This is a genomic window from Methylobacterium litchii (assembly GCF_038442315.1).
GTDB classification, from domain to species: Bacteria; Pseudomonadota; Alphaproteobacteria; order Rhizobiales; family Beijerinckiaceae; genus Methylobacterium; species Methylobacterium litchii.
This window is the reverse complement of record NZ_JBBXMY010000019.1, coordinates 17,581-33,506: the sequence shown is the minus strand read 5'-3', so window position 1 is coordinate 33,506 and position 15,926 is coordinate 17,581. Positions and strand designations below refer to the sequence as shown.

General features: G+C 70.5%; 11 protein-coding genes. 4 read left to right on the top strand and 7 right to left on the bottom strand.

The features are described 5' to 3' along the window. Nucleotide 1 precedes the first annotated feature (1 nt). On the top strand, nt 2-901 hold the full coding sequence (gene rfbA, locus AAHF99_RS23395) for a glucose-1-phosphate thymidylyltransferase RfbA (protein WP_342166802.1): 900 nt from the start codon (nt 2-4) through the stop codon (nt 899-901). 9 nt (nt 902-910) lie between these two features. Here the strand turns inward: rfbA and AAHF99_RS23390 are convergent, their stop codons facing one another. Beyond that, a complete protein-coding gene (locus tag AAHF99_RS23390; protein ID WP_243952648.1) occupies nt 911-1,174 on the bottom strand; it encodes a hypothetical protein in 264 nt (87 codons plus the stop codon). 172 nt (nt 1,175-1,346) lie between these two features. Between AAHF99_RS23390 and AAHF99_RS23385 the strand changes: the two genes are divergently transcribed. Both AAHF99_RS23385 and AAHF99_RS23380 read left to right on the top strand, forming a co-directional pair. Continuing rightward, nucleotides 1,347-2,441 (top strand): OpgC family protein, encoded by a 1,095-nt coding sequence (locus tag AAHF99_RS23385; protein ID WP_342166801.1) that lies wholly within the window; start codon nt 1,347-1,349, stop codon nt 2,439-2,441. Then, on the top strand, nt 2,438-3,238 hold the full coding sequence (locus AAHF99_RS23380; RefSeq protein ID WP_412759936.1) for an SGNH/GDSL hydrolase family protein: 801 nt from the start codon (nt 2,438-2,440) through the stop codon (nt 3,236-3,238). The genes AAHF99_RS23385 and AAHF99_RS23380 overlap by 4 nt, the downstream gene beginning before the upstream one ends. Before the next feature lie 9 nt (nt 3,239-3,247). Here AAHF99_RS23380 and AAHF99_RS23375 read toward each other — a convergent pair whose 3' ends face one another. Next, on the bottom strand, nt 3,248-5,437 hold the full coding sequence (locus AAHF99_RS23375; protein ID WP_342166800.1) for a PAS domain-containing sensor histidine kinase: 2,190 nt from the start codon (nt 5,435-5,437) through the stop codon (nt 3,248-3,250). Nucleotides 5,438-5,723: 286 nt separating this feature from the next. Next, on the bottom strand, nt 5,724-8,333 hold the full coding sequence (gene pepN, locus AAHF99_RS23370) for an aminopeptidase N (RefSeq protein WP_342166799.1): 2,610 nt from the start codon (nt 8,331-8,333) through the stop codon (nt 5,724-5,726). Between the two features lie 152 nt (nt 8,334-8,485). Between pepN and AAHF99_RS23365 the strand changes: the two genes are divergently transcribed. After that, nucleotides 8,486-11,776, top strand: coding sequence for a DEAD/DEAH box helicase (locus tag AAHF99_RS23365; RefSeq protein ID WP_342166798.1), 3,291 nt, complete (start codon nt 8,486-8,488; stop codon nt 11,774-11,776). An 8-nt stretch (nt 11,777-11,784) separates the two neighbouring features. Here AAHF99_RS23365 and AAHF99_RS23360 read toward each other — a convergent pair whose 3' ends face one another. From AAHF99_RS23360 to AAHF99_RS23345, 4 genes are all read right to left on the bottom strand, one after another. Beyond that, nucleotides 11,785-12,033 (bottom strand): PilZ domain-containing protein, encoded by a 249-nt coding sequence (locus AAHF99_RS23360; protein ID WP_342166797.1) that lies wholly within the window; start codon nt 12,031-12,033, stop codon nt 11,785-11,787. A gap of 241 nt (nt 12,034-12,274) precedes the next feature. Further along, complete coding sequence (locus AAHF99_RS23355; RefSeq protein ID WP_342166828.1) at nt 12,275-13,621, bottom strand: ATP-binding response regulator; 1,347 nt, start codon at nt 13,619-13,621, stop codon at nt 12,275-12,277. Between the two features lie 11 nt (nt 13,622-13,632). After that, nucleotides 13,633-14,802 (bottom strand): FIST N-terminal domain-containing protein, encoded by a 1,170-nt coding sequence (locus AAHF99_RS23350; RefSeq protein ID WP_342166796.1) that lies wholly within the window; start codon nt 14,800-14,802, stop codon nt 13,633-13,635. Nucleotides 14,803-14,921: 119 nt separating this feature from the next. Next, a complete protein-coding gene (locus AAHF99_RS23345) occupies nt 14,922-15,926 on the bottom strand; it encodes a YVTN family beta-propeller repeat protein (protein ID WP_342166795.1) in 1,005 nt (334 codons plus the stop codon).

Sequence of the window (15,926 nt, the reverse complement as noted above, 5' to 3'; positions counted from 1 at the left end):
GATGAAGGGCATCATCCTGGCCGGAGGCTCCGGCACGCGGCTCCACCCGGCGACCCTGTCGATCAACAAGCAGCTCCTGCCCGTCTACGACAAGCCGATGATCTACTACCCGGTCTCGGTGCTGATGCTGGCCGGCATCCGCGAGATCCTGATCATCTCGTCGCCGGAGCACCTGGACAATTACAAGCGCCTGTTCGGCACCGGCGAGCAGTTCGGCCTGTCGTTCTCCTACGCGGTGCAGCCCCGGCCGGAGGGCCTCGCCCAGGCCTTCATCATCGGCCGCGACTTCGTCGGCGACGACGACGTGGCGCTGATCCTCGGCGACAACCTGTTCTTCGGCGCCGGCATGGCCGACCTGCTGAGGAGCGCCGTGGCGCGCAAGCAGGGGGCGACGGTCTTCGCCTACCATGTCGAGAATCCGCAGGCCTACGGCGTCGTGAGTCTCGACGCGCAGGGCAAGGCCACCAAGATCGTCGAGAAGCCGGAGCACCCGGAATCGACCTGGGCGGTGACGGGCCTGTACTTCTACGACAATCAGGTGCTGGACATCGCCGCCGCCGTGACGCCCTCGGCGCGCGGCGAGCTCGAGATCACCAGCGTGAACGAGGCCTATCTCGAGCGCGGCGAGCTCTACGTGGAGAAGATGAGCCGGGGCTATGCGTGGCTCGACACGGGGACCCACGACAGCCTGCTCGAAGCATCGGAGTTCGTGCGCACGATCCAGCACCGGCAGGGACTTCAGGTCGCCTGCCTGGAGGAGATCGCCTACGTGCAGGGCTTCATCGACCGCGAGCAACTGGTCGCCCGCGGCCAACTCTTCTCCAAGACCGCCTACGGCAAAAACCTGCTCCGCCTCGCCGACGAGCCGCAGGCGCGGGACGACACGACCGTCAACCTGTAAGCTTCCGCCTCACTTGGGTCCGCAGCCGATGCAGATGCCGTCGGTGATCTTGTCGTCGGTCTTCTGCACCTTGGTCCGCCGCTCGCGGTTGTCTCCGGCGGTCGCCGCGCCGGCATCGCCGCCGGCCGGGGGCATGGTCCGTCCGACCGCGCTCGTGTGCGGCGCGGTCACGGTGCTCGTCGGCCCGCCGCCCGTGCCGGTCGTCGCCTGAGCGAGGGCGGCGGCCGAGCCACCCGCCCAGAGCGCGAGAGAGATCAAAACAGCGTGACGCATGGGGAGGCTCCTTCGCGTCTGTAACGCGACGTTTGCCCCCCGGTTCGATGGCGCGCGATCGAAATTCGCCGTCGGAATTCGCCCCCGTCCCCCCTCAGGTCCGGGTTTCCAGCGGCGCTCGCGCGCCTTACAGAGACCCGGTCCGCCGACCAGCCCCGGAGCCGCCGCCCCCATGCGGGAGCCCAATGCGATCGATTTTTGGCGCGGCTTCGCCCTGATCACGATCTTCATCAACCACATCCCCGGCAACACGTTCGAGCGCTACACCTTCTCGCAATACGGCATCTCGGACGCGGCCGAGCTGTTCGTGTTCCTGGCGGGGTGGTCGATCGGGATCGCCACGCGCACCCGCGACGGGGCACCGGAGCCGCGCTGGCGCAGCGTCGTGCGGATGCTGGCGCGCACCGTCGAGGTCTACCGGGCGCAGATCACGGTGATGCTGCTGGCGCTGGCGATCATCGCCGGGGCCGCGCTGCTCCTCGACAACCCGCTGATCCTCGAATGGCACAACGCGGGCAACTTCTTCGCCGACCCGATCCAGTCGGTCTGCGGCATGGCGCTGCTCACCTATCAGCTCGGCTTCTTCAACATCCTGCCGCTCTACGTGGTGCTGATCGGCATCGCCCCGATCATCGTGGTGATCGCCCGGGTCAGCCGGGTCCTGGCGCTCGGCCTGTCCTTGGCGCTCTATCTCGCGAGCCTGATCCTCGACTGGAACCTGCCCTCCTGGCCGGGAGAGGGGACGTGGTTCTTCGATCCGTATTGCTGGCAGTTGCTGCTGACGCTGGGCTTCGTGCTGCAGGATTGGAACCGGACCTCCCCGGCCTTCGGGCGCTGGACGCGGCGCCTGATGCCGCTGGGCGTCGTCATCGTGATCGTCGGCATCACCCTGTCGGTGCTCGACATCCGGCCGGACCCGCTCATGGTCCCTGAACCGCGTTTGTTGTTCACGTTCGAGAAAAGCTACCTGACGCCGGCCCGCCTGGTGCATTTCCTTGGGGTATTGTTGGCGTTTTCGCCACTCTACGCATTGATCGCGCCGCGAATCGGCTGGATCGTCGGATTCCTGTCGGGCCTGGGCAGGAACTCCCTGGCCGTCTTCTCGATGGGGTCGCTGCTGAGCCTGATCGGCCAGCTCGTCCGTTTCCAGACCGGAGGCGGGTTGCTGGTCGACATGGCGGTTGCCGGCTGCGGTCTCGTCGCGTTGGGAATCACCGCATGGTTCGTCGAATGGCGTTCCCGCAGAGCACCGAAGCCGCGCGCATGAGGGGCATCGTCGTCGCCCTCTGCCTGGGCATCGTCCCCGCCGCCGCGCAGGAAGCGGGCATGCCGGCCCCCTCGCTCGAGTGCCGGGTGCCGGGCTCGCAACTCTACAGCGTTGCGGGCCTCGCGGCCGCGAAGGCGGCGCTGGAGGAGCGGCACGTGCTGCGCATCCTGGCCATCGGCGGCTCGTCGGCCCCCGGCGCCTCCGCGTCCTATCCCGTGAAGCTCGAAGCGGCGCTGGAACAGGCCATGCCGCATGTCGACGTGGTGATCGACCATCGCGGCCTGCCCGGCGAGATCGCCTCCGGTGCCGCCGAGCGGCTGCGCACCCTGGTGGCCGACGCCGAGCCGGACCTCGTCGTGTGGCAGGTCGGCACCCACGATGCCATCGCGCGGGTCGATCCCACCGCCTTCGCCGAGGCCCTAGACGAGTCCGTGGCGTGGCTCAAATCCCACGGGATCGACGTGGTGCTGGTCGATCCGCTCTACACGGCGAGCGTCGCGACGGACACGGATTACAACCGGATCGTGGATGGGGTGCGCGATGTCGCCACCCGCGAGGGCGTCCCGCTGGTGCGCCGCTTCGAGGCCCTGCGCTATCTGGCGGGCCGCACCGAGAAGGGCGAGGGCCATATCCTCGGGCGACAGTTCCGCCTGAACGACCTCGGCCTGCGCTGCATGGCCGAGCATGTCGCCCTGACGATCTCGGCCTCCCTCGCCCGGACGCCGACCCCGCCGCCGGCTTCAGTCCCGCCGAAGGAAACGCCCGCCCTTACCGAGCCGCCGCGCGCGCCGGGCTAGCGGGGCGGCTCAGGCCGCGTTCCGCCGAAGGGTCTCGGCGGCGGCCTTTTCCAGCCGCTGCGGGGTCGGGGCCGGGAGGCGCAGCAGCACCACCGTGCCGACATTCTCCTCCGACCGGATCCGCAGGCCGCCGCCGTGCAGTTCGGCGGTGGAGCGGGCGATGGCGAGACCGAGGCCCGAGCCCTTGTGGCGGCTGGTGATCTGCGTCTCGACCTTGGTGAAGGGCTGGCCGAGCCGGGGCAGCGCGGCGCGGGGGATGCCCATGCCGCTGTCGGCCACGAAGACGTGGACGTGCTCGCCCGCCGGGCGGACGCGGACCTCGATCCGCCCGCCGGAGCCGGTGAACTTCACGGCGTTCTCGAGGATGCCGACGAGGATGCGGTGGATGCCGCGCACGTCGGCGAGCAGGTCCGTCCCGGCCCGGACATCGACGTGGATCTGCAGGTCCTTGCGCTCGGCCTCGGGGGCGACCGCCTCGACCGCGTCGGCCAAGGCCTGTTCGGCCGGCAGGGCGCGGGGCTGGAGCCGCACGCGGCGGGCCTCCAGGCGGGCCATGTCGAGGATGTCGTCGATCATCGCGAGCAGATGGCCGCCGCTCAGGCGGATGTCGCGGGCATATTCGCTGTAGCGCGGCACGCCGACGGGCCCAAGAACCTCGTTCTCCATCACGTCTGCGAAGCCGATGATGGCGTTGAGCGGGGTGCGCAGTTCGTGGCTCATGTTGGCCAGGAACTCGGATTTCGACTGGTTGGCCGATTCGGCCACCGCCTTCTGGTCGAGATAGCGCTCGGCGAGGTCGGCGAGCTGCTGCGTCTGCACCTCAAGGGTCCGTCGCGACCGTTTGAGGTCGGTGACCGTCTCGATCAACTCCCGTTCCGAGGCGACGAGCTGTTCCTGCTGGCGCTTCAGGCTGGTGATGTCGGTGCCGACCGAGACGTAGCCCCCGTCCCGCGTGCGGCGTTCGCTGATCTGCAGCCATCGCCCGTCGGCGAGTTCCGCCTCGAAGGTGCGGGCGGTCGCCATGCCGATCTCCGGCGTCTCCCGGCGGATCTGGGGCAGGGCGCCCCGGCTCATCACGTCGACGTAACGGCGGCCCGGCTGCGCATCCTCCGCGCTGAGTGCGTGGAGATGGCGGAACTTCGAATTGCACAGGACGAGGCGGTTGCCCTGGTCCCACACCACGAACGCCTCGGAGATCGCCTCCACCGCATCGCGCAGGCGCATGTCGTTGGCGGCGCTGGTTTCTTCCATGGCGCGCTGGTGGCTGATGTCGACGGCGATGCCGACGAGATGGCGCCCGCCATCGAACCCGTCCGTCACCACCTCGGCGCGGGCGCGCAGCCAGACATAGGCCCCGTCCGCACCGCGCACGCGGAAGGCGTGGTCCACATGGGTCTGGTTGGCGGCGACCGCGCGGGCGAGGCTGTAGAGGTCGCCGTCATCCGGGTGGACGAGGCCGTTGACCGTGCCGAAGGCGAGGTAGGGCTGCTCCCGGCGATAGCCGAGCAGCGTGTACATCGAGTCGGACCAGTAGATCCGCCCCCTGGCGATGTCCCAGTCCCACAGGCCGCAATCGCTGCGGCGGAGCGCCGTCTCCAGCCGGAGGCGGATCTGCTCGCAGGCCCGGTCGGCGAGGGTCGCCTGCCGCGTCTGGAGCCCGTAGCCGACGCCGACGCCGACGATCACGAGGATCGCCGCGCCGACGAGGACGATCTGGTCGCGGGTCCGCGCCCCCCAGCCGACCATCAGCGGATCGACGGGCTGAAGCACCGCGACCTGACCCTTCCCGACGGGCAGGTTGTGAACGGCTGCGAGCACCCGCTCGCCGCCGGGGAGTTCGAGGAGCACCGCCCCGGCGCGCTCACCGAGGGCCGAGAGCGGTTCGCTGGGTCCGAGGATGTCGGGCAGCGTCTCCATCTCCGCCGGCAGCGGCGGATGGGCGACGGCGATCCGGGAATTGGGGGCGAGCAGGACGAGGCGGCGGCCGGGATGGCGCCCGTCCTCGGGGAGCAGGGCGTGAAGGTCGGCGCGGCCGCTCTCGACCGAGCGCAGGGCATGGGCGGCGAGGCGGGCGAAGCTCTCCACCTCGGCCTCGGCACCGGACAGGATCTCTGCGCGCTGTCCACGGATGTGGATCGCGGCCAGGGCGACGAGGCAGGCGAGGAAGATCGAGAGCGCGCCGGGTACAGCATAGCGCAACCAGCGCTCCGCTCTCTGCAAACGCGGATCCCGGCTGCGGACGGGCCAAACCGCCGACAGAGTCGAGTCCGCACGCGCGGAGAGGGAAGCGGAAACCGCCTCCGGCATGGCCGAACCTCACCCCTCGGAGAATCGATCCGGCCGGGGCGCTGGCGCCCTGCGAATCTGACTGAATACAATCATCTGCGCAGGTGGTTTGTCCACCGCTTTTTTACCATTCTACCTTGACGCGAATCCCTCGGAGAGACAGCCGAGAGAATCGGTTTTGTGCAATCTTAACAGGTGGTTAGCCGTCTTTCAGAGTCCGGCTCAGGATGTCCGCGACATCCCTGGACAAACCCGGAACGGCCTTGATCCGGTTCAGCATTTCGGCGGCTGCAACACGGCGGTTTTTTTCGAGCCGACGCCACGATCCGAAGGCCGTCAGAAGCCTGGCTGCAACCTGAGGATTCGCGGAATCGAGCGCCTTCACGGTGTCCGCAACGAGGGCGAAGCCAGCTCCGTCGATTCGCGCGAACTGCGTCGGGTTCGCCATGCTGAAGCTGCCGATGAGCGCGCGGACCCGATTCGGGTTGGTCATGGAGAAGGCCGGGTGGCCCTTCAGCCGCTCGATTCGCGCCAGGGTCTCGGGTTCGGGGATGGTCGCCTGGATGGCGAACCACTTGTCGAGGACGAGGGGTTCGTGCGCGTAGCGCGCCCCGAACCCGTCGAGGGCGGCCTCCCGCGCCGGGCCGGGGATCTGCGCGAGGGTGACGAGGGCGGCGAGCCGGTCGGTCATGTTGCCGGCTTCCTTGAAGCGGCGCGTGGCGAGGGCAGCGCCCGCCTCGGGGTCGCCCGCCGCGATCAGGTCGAGGGCCGCGTTGCGGAGCGACCGGCGGCCCGCCGAGGCGGCGTCGGGGCTGTAGGCGGCCCCGTCCGCAGGGGCGAGGGCCGCGTCGATGCGGTCCAGGCGCGGGCGCAGCGCCCGGCCGAGATGGGCGCGCAGGGCGTGCCGGGCGGCGTGGATCGCATCGGGATCGACGTCGGCGGCGAGTTGATCGGCCGCCTCGCCCTCGGTCGGCAGGGCGAGGACGAGGGCGGCGAAAGCCGGGTCGGACAGCGCCTCCCCGTCGAGGAAGGTACCGAGCGCCTCCGCGAAGGCCTCCGCGCGGGCGGGATCGGGGTCGAGGATCAGCCGCATGGCGACGTCCTGCGCCGCCTGCCAGCGGTTGAACGGGTCGCTGTCGCAGGCGAGCAACCGCAGGCGCTCCTCGTCGGTGAGGGCGAGATCGAGGCGCACGGGCGCCGAGAAGTCCCGCAGCAGCGAGGGCACGGGCGCCTCGGCGACGGACTCGAACACGAGGTCCGCCTCGCGGGTATCGAGGACGAAGACGCCGTCCTTCACCGCCTTGCAGGTCGCCCCGGTCAGGGGGCCGGAGGCGCCGACGAGGCCGAGCGCCACGGGGATGACGAGGGGCGGGCCCTCCTCCGGCAGGTGCTGGGCGAGGCGGAGCGTATAGGTGCGGGCGGCGGCATCGTAGGTGCCGCTCGCTGCGAGGCGGGGGGTGCCAGGGCGCTCGTACCAGCGGGCGAAGGCCGAGAGGTTGCGCCCGGTCACGGTGGCGAAGGCGGCGAGGAAATCCTCGACGGTGGCCGCGCGCCCGTCATTGTCCGCGAAGTAGCGGTCCATGCCGGCGCGGAAGGCATCGCCGCCGATCAGGGTGCGCAGCATCCGCACGATCTCGGCGCCCTTGTCGTAGACCGTCGCCGTGTAGAAGTTGTTGATCTCGGCATAGGCGTTAGGCCGCACGGGGTGGCGCAGCGGGCCGGCATCCTCGGGGAATTGCCGGGCGCGTAGGGAGCGCACCTCGCCGATCCGGTGGACCGGCCGGGAGCGCATGTCGGAGGAGAACTCCTGATCGCGGAAGACCGTCAGGCCCTCCTTCAGGCAGAGCTGGAACCAATCCCGGCAAGTCACTCTGTTGCCGGACCAATTGTGGAAATACTCGTGGGCGATGATCGCCTCGATGGCGGCGTAGTCCGCGTCGGTCGCCGTCTCCGGCACGGCGAGCACGTACTTGTCGTTGAAGACGTTGAGACCCTTGTTCTCCATCGCCCCCATGTTGAAGGCGGAGACGGCGACGACGTTGAACACGTCGAGGTCGTAGGCCCGGCCGAAGGCGCGCTCGTCCCACTCCATCGAGCGGACCACCGCGTCGAGGGCGTAGCCCGCGCGGTCCTCCTTGCCGGGCTCGACGTAGACGGCGCAGGTGACGTCGCGCCCCTCCATCGTGCGGAACGCGGTCTCGACCTTGCCGAGGCGCCCGCCGACGACGGCGAAGAGATAGGCCGGCTTCGGGTGCGGGTCGTGCCAGACGGCGTAGTGCCGGTCCACGCCCACCGGGCCGGATTCGACCGGGTTGCCGTTGCCCAGCAGCACCGGGGCCTCCTCGCGGTCCGCCTCGATCCGCGTGGTGTAGACCGCCATCACGTCCGGCCGGTCGAGGAAGTAGGTGATGCGCCGGAACCCGTCCGCCTCGCACTGGGTGCAGTAGACGCCGTCCGTCCGGTAGAGGCCCATCAGCTTGGTGTTGGCGGTGGGATCGACCTGCGTGACGATCCGCAGGACGAAGGGCCGCCGGGGCGGCCGGTGCAGGGTCAGGCCCGCGGGAGAGACCGTCATGGCCTCCGGCGCCACGCCCGCCCCGTCGAGGTCGAGGGCCACGAGCGTCAGGTCGTCGCCGTCGAGGTGGAGCGGCGCCTCCGGGTCTCCGGCGGGGTTTGGCCGCAGGGCGAGTTCCGCCGTGATCCGCGTGGCGTGCGGATCGAGCCGGATGTCGAGGTCGACGCGGTCGATCAGGAAGGCGCTCGGGCGGTAATCCTCCAGGCGGATCAGCGGCGGCGTCTCTGTTCGCATACGAAGCACTCCCGACATCGACAGGCCTCCGTTCTGGCGCCTCGGTGGCCCGAGCGCAACGCGCCTGCGACGGCACGCCCGCTGTGGATGGAGGGGACCCGGCGGGCCCCAGCCGCGTTGCCGGGCACAAGGGTGATGAGTGCGGGTCCGGAATGGCAGGTTCAGGGGTGCGGCGTCAGGCGAAGGCGGCGGAACGGAGCCCGGAGGATGTGCCGCTCGTCCCCACGGGGGCGCTCGCCGTGTCGCTCCTCGGCCTCGCGGAGGAGGGCGGTCCCATCGTCCATGTCGCCCGCGATGGGCGGCGCCTTGAAGAACTCGCCGCGACGCTCCGCGTGCTTCAGCCCGGCCTCGCGGTCGGCCTCTTTCCCGAATGGGATTGCCTGCCCTTCGACCACGCCTCGCCGTCGCGGGCCACGATGGGCGCCCGCACCGCGCTGCTGCGCTGGCTGACCGACGCGGAGGCGCGGCCCGCGATCATCCTCACCACCGGCCCCGCCATGGTCCAGCGGGTTCCGCCGCCGGATACCTGGGACGGCGCGCGCGTCACCTTCGCCGTCGGCGACACGATCGACGTCGCCGCCGTCACGGCCGAGTTGCAGCGCCTCGGCTACGTCCTCGACGAGCGGGTGGACGAACCGGGCGAAGTCGCCATGCGCGGCCGGACCCTGGAGGTCTTCCCCGCCGCCGCCCCGCGCCCTTGCCGGGTGGAGCACGACAAAGGCCGCGTCACCGCGATCCGCTCCTACGATCCGGTCTCGCAGCGCTCCGTGGCCGAGACCCCCGACCTCCTCGTGGACCCCGCCACCGAGATCCTGCTGACGGCCGGCGCTCAGGACCGGCTGGTGCCGTTCACGGGCCAGGAGCATGGCCTGCCGCGTTTCTACAAGTCGCTCGTGACGCTGATCGACTACCTCCCCGAGGCCCGCCTCGTGGTGGAGGAGGGGACGGAGAGCCGCCTCGGCGCCTTCTTCGAGCAGGTCGAGGAGGGGCGGGAGGCCGCGAGCCGTGGCCGCCGCTCGGCCAAGGCCGTGGACGGCCTCTATCTCACGCCCAAGGAGTGGAAGGCCCTCGCCAAGAGCCATGCGCTGGCCGGCGCGACGAAAGAGGCCGCCCAGGACGTGATGGTCCCGGTCTTCGCCCGCGACAAGCGCCCCGGCACGGCCCTAGCGAAGTTCCTGCGCGAGCGGCTGAAGGCCGGCGACTGCATCGTCCTGGCCGGTCCAAAATCCCCCCTGCGCCGCCTTGTGCGCCGCGCCTCCGAGGCCGCCGAGCGGCCGATCCGCCTCATCGACGCCTGGGCCGAGGCCGGGCAGGCCGAACCCGGCGCGGTGCTGGCCTTCGAGGCGCCCCTCTCGGCAGGTTTCCGCCTCGACGGCACCACGGTCGTCGCGGCGGCGGATTTCCTCGGGCCGTCGGCCGCGCCGGTCGGCACGGCGGGTCCGGTCCTCCCGCTGGGCGATGTCGAGTTGCGGCCGGGTGACGTGGCCGTCGATCGCGACCGGGGGCTCTGCGTGTTCGAGGGGCTGGAACCCGTCTCGACCACGGACGCGACGGAGGCCCTGCGCCTGCGCTTTGCCGACGACGCCGTGCTGATGGTGCCGGTGGATCAGGCCGAGCGGATCTGGCGCTACGGCTCGGAGCCGGAGGCCGTCACCCTCGACAAGCTCGACGGCAACACCTGGGGGCGCCGCCGCCTGGAGGCCGAGGCGACCCTCGCCCGCACCGCGCGCACCCTGCTCGAAGCCGCCAAAGTGCGGAAGGAGGCCGGCGCGGCCAAGCTCGTGCCCCCGGCGCGCGACCTTGAGCGCTTCGCGGCCGGCTTCGGTTTCTCGCCGACCCCGGATCAGGCGCAATCCGTGGAGGCGATCCTCGCGGACCTCGCCTCCGGCGAACCGATGGACCGGCTGGTCTGCGGCGATGTCGGCTTCGGCAAGACCGAGGTCGCCCTCCGCGCGCTCGCGGCCGCGATTTTCGCCGGCAAGCAGGCGGTGCTGATCGCCCCGACCACCGTGCTCGCCCGCCAGCACGCCGCCACCCTGGAACGGCGCTTCAGCCGGTTCGGCATCGAGGTTGGGCATCTCTCGCGTCTCGTCTCGCCCGCCGAGGCGAAGCGGGTGAAGCAGGGCTTGGCGGACGGCTCGATCCGCCTCGCGGTCGGCACCCATGCCCTGGCCGCCAAGAGCGTGGCCTATGCCGATCTCGGCCTCACGGTGATCGACGAGGAGCAGCGCTTCGGCGCCAAGATGAAGGCCGACCTGCGCCGCCTCGCGGCCGGCGGCCATGTCCTGACGCTGACGGCGACGCCGATCCCGCGCACCCTGCAATCGGCCTTGGTCGGCCTGCAGAGCCTCAGCGTGCTGGCGACGCCGCCCGCCCTGCGCCAGCCGGTGCGTACCGTCGTCACCGCCTTCGAGGACGAGACCCTGCGCGAGGCGCTGGTGCGCGAGCATCGGAGGGGTGGCCAGAGCTTCGTCGTCTGCCCGCGCATCGAGGACATCGCGCCCCTGCGCGACCGCCTCGCCAAGCTCGTGCCCGATCTCGACATCGCCATCGCGCACGGCGACCTGAAGGCCGCGGAGATGGACGAGACCATGGTCCGGTTCGCGGAGGGCTCGGGCGACGTGCTCCTCGCCACCGCGATCATCGAGAGCGGCCTCGACGTGCCCCGCGCCAACACGATGCTCGTGTGGGACGCCGCCCGGTTCGGCCTCGCGCAATTGCACCAGCTGCGCGGGCGGGTCGGGCGCGGCCAGCGCCGTGGCGTGGTCTATCTGTTGAGCGATCCCGCCGCCCCGCCGAACCCGGCCGCCGAGCAGCGCCTGCGCGCCCTGGAGGCCATGGACCGCCTCGGCGCCGGCTTCGCCATCAGCGCCCGCGACCTCGACCTGCGCGGAGCGGGCGATCTCGTCGGGGAGGATCAGGCCGGGCACGCCAAGCTCGTCGGGCTCGGCCTGTACCGGCACCTCCTCGAACTGGCGTTGATGCAGGCCAAGGGTCAGCCGGCGGAGGATTGGACGCCGGACCTCGTCCTCGGCCTCGCTGCGACGATCCCGGACAGCTACGTGCCGGAGCCGGAGATCCGCCTCGACCTCTACACCCGCGTCCTGCGGCTGCGGGATGCGGAGGCGATCGAGGCCCTGGCGGCGGAGGTGGAGGACCGGTTCGGTGCACCGCCGGAGCCGGTGGCCGCCCTGTTCGCGCTCGGCCGTCTGCGGGCCACCTGCCGCCAGCTCGGGATCGCCCGGCTGAACGGCGGGCCGCAGGGCATCGCGGCCGAGTTCCGGCCCGGTTGCCGGCCGGGGCCGATGGCGGCGGCCGACGACCTCGTGGTCAAGGAGAACCGGATCGTCCTGCGGCGGGCCTGCGGGGACGCGGCCCGGCGGGGCGAGTCGGCCGCCGAGTTGCTGGACCGGATCCGCGAGGCGCGGGAGAGGGGCCGCTGAGCGGCGCCTCAGGCCGCCTCCAACTGTGCGCCGATCTCCTCGCCCTTCCGCCACACGAGGTGGCAGACGAAAAAGGTCGGCGCCTGTTCGATCTCCAACAGGAACGTGTCGGGGATCAGGTCCGCCTCCGGCAGGGTGACGCGGACGCCGCGATCCGACCGGTCGTAGACGAGGCAGGAGACGGAGCGGTGTTCGTCCAGGCAGATGCGCCCCGGGACATCGAGCCGGGTACGGGGAAGAGCGCGGCGTTCGATCATTGCGAGCCTCGACAGAGGAGCACACTCTCCCACGGACGCGTACAGACCACGTAAGACCGTTCGCTCAAATTGTTTGTATCAGACCGGATAGGCCCCCTGATCGAACACAACGCCGTCATTGCGAGGCGGAGCCGAAGCAATCCAGAGCGCGACCTTTCCGGGCAGGGCGGCGCCGGCTGGATTGCTTCGCTCCGCTCGCAATGACGGTGGCAGCGGTCGAAGCCCCTCAGCCGATACAGTGTCAGGCCAGCAGGTAGGCCAGGAGCGCGCGCAACTGCGCCGGCTTCACCGGCTTCAGCATCAGCTCGGCCTGGGCCTCCACGACGCGGCGGCCGACCTCGACGCTGTAATCGGCGGTCGCGACGATGACCGGCGTCACCCAGCCCCGCGCCTCCCGCAGGTGCTCGACCACGTCGAGGCCGGTGGCGCCGTCGGACAGGTGATAATCGATGATCATCACGTCCGGGCGTTTCATCCCGTTGCGCAGGGAGTCGATCACGCCGGAGAGGGCGCGGTGGCTCTCTACCTCGGCGTCCCAGCCGCGCAGCAACCGTTCCAGCGCCTCGGCGGTGGAAGCGTCGTTCTCGATGACGAGCACCCGCGCGCCGGTCAGCGTCGTGGCGACGGGCACCGGGTGCGCGGGCGCGTCCGGGGCCGACGGCGCGAGGGGAATCTCGACGCTCATCCGCGTCCCCCGCCCGACCCGGGAATGCAACTGAATCGGGTGGCCCAGGGCCGAGGCCATGCGCTGGACGATGGAGAGGCCGAGCCCCAGCCCCGGCCCACCGGCATCCTCGCCGTCGCCCGTGCCCCGGTAGAATTCCTCGAAGACGAGGTCGCGCTCCTCCTCCGGGATGCCCCGGCCGGAATCGACCACGTCGATCCGGCACAGGCCACCCCGGCGGCGCACGCCGATCAGCACCCCGCCCGATTCCGTGTAGCGCACGGCGTTGGAGACGAGGTTCTGCAGGATCCGCTGCATCAGCGCCACGTCGGTGGCCACCACCACGTCGCAGGCGCGGGTGAGGAGGCGCAGGCCCTTGCGCTCGGCGAAGGGCCGGAAGCTCGCCTCGATATGCGCCACGAGGTCCGCGAGCCGCACCGGCTTGATCACCGGCCGCACGGCGCCCGCATCGAGCTTCGAGATGTCGATGAGGGCCTTGATCAGGTCCTCGATGGTCTGAAGACCACGCTCCACCTGACCCGCGACGGTCTGCGCCTCCGGGCCGGGGGCGAGGTCGGCCAGCGCCGAGAGGGAGAGCCGGGCCGCGTTGAGGGGCTGGAGCAGGTCGTGGCTCGCGGCGGCGAGGAAGCGCGTCTTCGAGCGGTTGGCCGTCTCCGCCTCGTCCTTGGCCGATTGCAAAGCCGAGTTCGAGGTCTCCAAGCTCTTCATCAGGGAGGTCAGTTCCTCCGTGCGCGAGCGGACGCGGCCTTCGAGCATGATCGCGGTCTGGAACAGGGCGTAGGCGCCGCCCTGCTGGTCCATGGTCCGCTCGACATGGGCCATGAGGGCAGCGTTGATGCGCTCCAGCTTCTCGATGCGGCGCGTCAGGGCTTCGCGGCTCTCGCCCTCCGCCTCCGCGACCATGGCCGTCCCGCTCACGCCGGATGGTTCCGGCCGATGGCGATGCCGGTGAAGGTCTGGTTCAGGTGCATCGAGCGGTATTGCTCGCCGTAGGTCTCGAACCCGACCACGCCGTAGCGGCTGTAGAGGTCCGAGATGCGGTGGCGGCATTGCCGGCTCTCGGCGTCGAGGCGGCGCAGCACGCAATCGAACCCGATCACGAGGTCGAGGCCGCCCAGGGTCTCGTCGAGGTCGGAGAGTTCCGCCCGCGTCGCCTCCACGATGTCGTGCGGCTGGGCCAGCGTCAGCACCGCGCCCTCGCTGATCGCGCAGAACAGGGTGAGCGAGCCGTCCGGCTCCACCCGGCTGATCGACCGGCAATAATATTCACCCCCGACCTTCACCGCGAGGGGATAGGCGGCAAAGCTCATCGGCGTCAGGTGCTCGGGATCGAGCCCCACCGCCTTGGCGTATTCCCGCGCCGCCGGCTCGGCGTTGAGTTCGTAGACCCGCCGATGCTCCTCGGAGGCGGCGGTCACGACGAACTTGCGCTGGGTCGGAGCGAAGTTGTCGCTCTTGAAGATGCGGATCGGGAAATCCGTCTCCACGAGGATCAGCACCGCCGCGTTGGTGTGGATCGCCCCATCGTGGATGAGCACCGTCCCGGCGAAGGCGAGGTCGTCCCCCGCCGATCCGCCGACCAGGGGGATGCCGTCGAGCGCCCAGGCCACGGCCGAGACCACCGTCTCCTCCGCATTGGAGAGCGCGTCGATGAGCGAGAGAGCGAATTGGCTGCCGGGTACCGGATCGACCCGGATCTGGTCGAGCTGCCGGCGCAGGCTGCGCACGGCGGTCGCGGTGCGGGCGACGTCCAGGCAATCGATCCGGGTAAGCACGTCGCTGACGATGCGGAAGCCCCGGCGGGGGAAGGCGATGGCGACGAGCCCCCGGTCGATGGCGCCGGCCGGGCTGATCCCGCCGGAGGAACTGCAGCCTTGCAGCGTCACGCCGGGGAAATGCGCCTTCACCGCCGCGACGAGATCCCCCGCATCGTAGGCGGGCGAGAAGAAGACGAGCAGATGGCCGATCGGCTCACGGTCGAGGAGCGCGGCGACGGAGGCCACGGCCTCGCGCACGTCGGACGCCTCGGTCCAGGCAGACTGGATCCCGCAGAGATGCGAACGCATCCGCGTTCCATCGATCACGGCGTCACTCCCGCTCGGGGCCGCTCTCGCCCGGCGGCCCTCGTGGGATGAACTATATGTCCGCAACGGGGATTGTTGCAAACCGCACCGATCGTCCATCCCGCCCCTTCGCTGGCCGATTACTTGCCGGCGGCGGCCTCGCCCCGCGCGGGGGAGGGGCGGATGGCGGCCCCCCACGGGAAGCGCCCGACCTTCACCGTCTTGATCGCCTTGAGCGACGGCACGTCGATCACCGTCACATCCCCCGACACGCCGTTCGTGGTGATGAGCCTGTCCTGCTCCGGGGTGATCGCGATGTGCCAGACCCGCCGCCCGACGAGGATGTAGCTCTTCACCTCGAAGGTCCTGGCATCCACCACCGCGACCCGGTCGGAGGGGCCGAGCGCCACGAAGGCGAGGCGCCCGTCGTCGGTGAGGCTGATCCCCACCGGCTGGATCCGGTCGGAGGCGACGCCCTTGATCTCGAAGGCAATCGTCTTCTCCACCTTGCGGGTCGCCACGTCGATCACCGCGACGGTCCCGCCGATCTCGGAGGACACCCACAGGGTCTTGCCGTCCTTCGAGAATTCCGCGTGGCGCGGGCGCTGGTCCACCTGCGTCGCGTCGATGGCGGTGAGCGTCGCCACGTCGATCCAGTGGACCATGTTCGTGGTCTCGGAGGTCGTTACCGCGATCCTGCCGTCCGGGCTGACGGCCATGCCCTCGGGCTCGATGCCGACGTCGATCTGCGCCTTCACATGCTTGGTTTCGACATCGACCACCGTCGTGGTGGCGTTGTTCTCGTTGGCGATGAACAGGGTGCGCCCGTCGGGGGCGAGGGCGAATTGCTCCGGGTCCTCGCCGGAGGGCAGATCGGTGAGGAGCTTGCCGCTGTCGGGATCGATGACCTGCACGGAATCGGAATCGCTGGCGCAGACGAAGAGGCGCGTGCCGTCCTTCGAGAACACCACCCCGCGCGGGCGCCGGCCCACGGGGAAGGTGCGCGTCACCGCGTAGGTCCCGGTGTCGATCACCGAGACCGTGTTGTCGCGCTCGTTGGTGACGTAGATCTCGGCGGCCTGCGCGGGCGCGAAGTGGAGAAGGAAGGCCATCAGGGTGGCGTGGGCGGAAAGACCGCGCGTCAT